Annotated in this window: 3 protein-coding genes and 1 pseudogene; 2 read left to right on the forward strand and 2 right to left on the reverse strand. The window is 74.3% G+C overall.

All coding sequences use genetic code 11. The annotated features are described in order from the left end of the window. Positions 1–104: 104 nt before the first annotated feature. Together ACFXAM_RS38245 and ACFXAM_RS38250 are read right to left on the reverse strand one after the other, a co-directional pair. Positions 105–1,322, reverse strand: coding sequence for a hypothetical protein (locus ACFXAM_RS38245; protein WP_380298502.1), 1,218 nt, complete (start codon positions 1,320–1,322; stop codon positions 105–107). Positions 1,323–1,513: 191 nt separating this feature from the next. Beyond that, a complete protein-coding gene (locus tag ACFXAM_RS38250) occupies positions 1,514–2,272 on the reverse strand; it encodes a lysophospholipid acyltransferase family protein (RefSeq protein WP_380298503.1) in 759 nt (252 codons plus the stop codon). Between the two features lie 342 nt (positions 2,273–2,614). On the opposite strand from ACFXAM_RS38250, the gene ACFXAM_RS38255 reads away from it, so the two are divergent. Together ACFXAM_RS38255 and ACFXAM_RS38260 are read left to right on the forward strand one after the other, a co-directional pair. Continuing rightward, positions 2,615–2,959, forward strand: coding sequence for a TlpA family protein disulfide reductase (locus tag ACFXAM_RS38255; RefSeq protein ID WP_380298505.1), 345 nt, complete (start codon positions 2,615–2,617; stop codon positions 2,957–2,959). A 359-nt stretch (positions 2,960–3,318) separates the two neighbouring features. Then, positions 3,319–3,414 (forward strand): annotated as a pseudogene (locus ACFXAM_RS38260) (electron transfer flavoprotein subunit beta); the annotation flags it as partial.

Raw genomic sequence — 3,414 nt, forward strand, 5'->3', positions numbered from 1 at the left:
TGCAGGGGGGACCCTGTGGGAGAGTAGGACGCCGCCGAACAAATTTTGAGAAGAACCCCCGCCGGTATTCCGGCGGGGGTTCTTCGCGTTTCCGGGAAAGGCCTTCAGCCCTGTGGCTGGGCCGTGCCCCAGTTGGGGCGGCCCTCTCCGCGGCCGGGGGTGTCGGAGAGGCGCGCGACGGCGGTGCCGTCGGCCCGCATGGTGTAGAGCTCGGAGATTCCGCCGGCAGGGGCCTGGGCGAAGGCGATCGTGGTGCCGTCGGGGGAGTAGGAGGCGATGCCGTAGATGGTGTCGGACGGGCCGGGGGTGAGTGCCTCGACGGCGGTGCCGTCGGGGTGGACGGTGTAGATGCCGCCGCCGGGGGCGTTCTCGGCGTCGGAGGGGTAGGTGGTGAAGACGATCCGGGTGCCGTCGGGGGACCAGTTGGCGCGGTCGCCGGCGCGCAGTTCCCACGGGGTGAGTTGGCGCAGGCCGGTGCCGTCGGCGTTGACGAGGTAGAGCGCGCGGCTGTTGGCGGGCCGGCCGGTGGCGCTGGTCCGGTAGGAGAAGACGATCTGCTTGCCGTCGGGGGACCAGGACGGGTCGGTGACGACGCCGGAGTACGGGGTGTCGTTGGTGAGGAAGGTGAGGCGCTGGGCGGTGGTGCCGTCGGGGGCGATGACGTAGAGGTCGCTGTACTGGATCTGCTCGGTCGTCGGGTCCGAGGTGCCCCAGCTGCGGGTGAAGGCGAGCTGTTTGCCGTCGGGGGACCAGGCGGGCGTGGTCTCCGTCTCGTTGAGGCAGTCGGGGGCGCCCTCCTCGCAGAGCGAGCCCAGCTGGTGGGCGTTGCTGCCGTCGGCACCGGTGGTCCAGATCCGGCCGGGGGAGTCGCCGCCGGTGCGGTCGAAGGCGAGGGTGGTGCCGTCGGGGGACCAGGCGGGGTGGTCGTCCCGGGTCCGGTCGGCCGGTTGGGTGAGCTGCTGGCGGGTCCTGCCGTCGGCGGTGACCGTGAAGATGGCGCTGGTGAGGCGGTCCTGGTCGAGGAAGACCCGGCCGGCGATGAGGCCGTTGTGGGCCGTGGGGGCGGCCGCGGCGCCCGCGGCGGCGCCGACCACGTCGGAGGTGGTGTCGGCGACGGCCGCCTCGACGGTCGGGGTGGGGCTGGGGGACTCGGCGCGGATCTCGCTGAGCGGGATCTCGCCGGGCTGGGCACCGCAGCCGGTGAGCAGGGTCCCGGCGAGCAGGAGGCCCGCACCGGCGCGGTGCCGGGTGCGGGCCGTGGTGGGGGCGGTGCGGTGGATGGTGGGGGTGGTCCGTGAGAGCCGTGTCCGTGTGCGGGTCATCCGCGTCTCATCTCCGTCTCCGATCCGTCCGGCGCGGCCGGACGTCAGCCCCCCGAAGGAGCTGTCACTGTGTCAGATCGGAGTGGGGCGAGCGGGGCGACACGCGACGGTGCGCGTCCGCTCGGGGACGGGGAGTCATCCGTTCGCGGGGGCGCGGGGGCGCGGGGTGGACGGGGCCGGGCCGGGGCGGGTCAGTCCCGGGCGGCGCGGCGTTCGGCCTCCGCCTCGTCCTCGGCCTCGGCGGTCTCCAGGGTGGGCGCGGTGCCGCCGAGGTGGGCGGGCAGCCACCAGGTGTCGTCGGGGCCGGCGGGCTTGCCGGGGTACTCGCGCTGGGCCCGGTCGAGCATCTCGGTCATGGCGGCGCGCAGCCGGCGGGTGACCATGACGGGCTTGTCCTCGGGCTTCAGCACGATCGGCTCGCCGATCATGATGGTGACCGGGACGTGCCGCTTGGTGAGGGTCTTCGGGCGGCCCTTGGTCCACAGCTGCTGGGTGCCCCACAGGACGACCGGGAGCAGCGGGGCGCCGGAGTCGGCGGCCATCCGGGCGGCGCCGGTCTTGAACTTCTTCAGCATGAAGGAGCGGCTGATGGTCGCCTCGGGGAAGACGCCGACCACCTCGCCGGCGCGCAGGGCGCGGACGGCGGCCTCGTAGGCGGGCTGGCCGTCGGTGCGGTCGACCGGGATGTGCTTCATGCCGCGCATCAGCGGCCCGGAGACGGCGTGCTTGAAGACGTCGTCCTTGGCCATGAAGCGGGTCTTGCGCTTGCCGCCGCGGTAGGCGCCGAGGCCGGCGAAGAGGAAGTCGAGGTAGCTGATGTGGTTGCTCACGAGCACCGCTCCGCCCTTGGCGGGGATGTGTTCGGCGCCGACGATCCTGATGCGCACGTCGAGCGCGCGGAAGACGGTCAGCGCGGCGCCGATCACCGGCGGGTACACGAGCTCTGCCACGGTCAGTCCTGACTTCGACGGGCCTGGGGCCCGGTACGGCGGGGTCCCGCGTGCCGTAGGTGGGGGCCGACCGGGGGCGCGGCACACCGCGGCGGCCACGGGCGATACACGGAGATGATCCCCCGAACGGGTACCCGCTGTCACCTGAGGCGGGCCGTGGGAGCGGATCCGGCGGTGTGATGTGCGTGATGAGGCAGGGCGGGAACTTTTCCCGGCCGGGCGTCCGGTCGGTTTCCGTGCCCGCCGGGGCGGGGGCGGGCTGCCGGGGATGACCGGGGCGGCGGCGGGTGTTGTGGTGGCCGTGGCCGCGGGATCGCCGGGGCCGGCGCGGACGGTGCGCGGGTGACGGAGAGGGCGTGGGTGCGGGTGGTGGACGCGGTGGTGCGGCTGTCGGCGGCGGAGCTGGGGGAGCCGCTCGGGCAGCGGGCGACGCTGGTGCAGTTCTCCACCGCGTTCTGCCAGCCGTGCCGGGCGACCCGGCGGGTGCTGGCCGAGGTGGCGGGGATGGTGGAGGGGGTGGCGCACGTCGAGCTGGACGCGGAGGAGCGGCTGGAGCTGGTGCGGCGCCTGGGCGTGCTGCGGACGCCGACCGTGCTGGTGCTGGACGCCGACGGCCGGGTGGTGCGGCGGGCGGCCGGTCAGCCGCGGCGCGCGGATGTGATCGTGGCGCTGGGCGCGGCGGTCTGACGTCCCCGGGAGGCGGCCCGGCCGGGAGGGCGAGGTGACTCCGGTGGCGCAAGGGCAGCCCCGTCGGGTGGAGCCGGGGGTGGGCTGGGGCAGGATGGCTCCGACGGCGGCGCGGCCGTCCCGCGGTCCGCACCGGACCGAGGTCCTCCCCGGGGCTGCCGAGGGGGCCGGCGGGGCGCCCGGCCGGGACCGCACGGCGTAAGCTACTGGCGAGTAGTGACCGTCGGGCTACTGGCGGGTATGCTGCCAGCAAGTTCCGGACCGGCACGGGAACACGCTGCCGGGAGCGGGTGCGAGCCGTGTGCGCGCCCGCTTGCACCACCGCAGCCGCCGGACGAGACCAGTACAGGAGACAGGCCGTGAGCTTGAGGATCGTTGTCTGTGTGAAGTACGTGCCGGACGCGACGGGTGACCGTCGTTTCTCGGACGATCACACCACCGACCGGGAGGGCGTG

It is taken from the genome of Kitasatospora sp. NPDC059462 (assembly GCF_042749955.1).
Lineage (GTDB): Bacteria > Actinomycetota > Actinomycetes > Streptomycetales > Streptomycetaceae > Kitasatospora.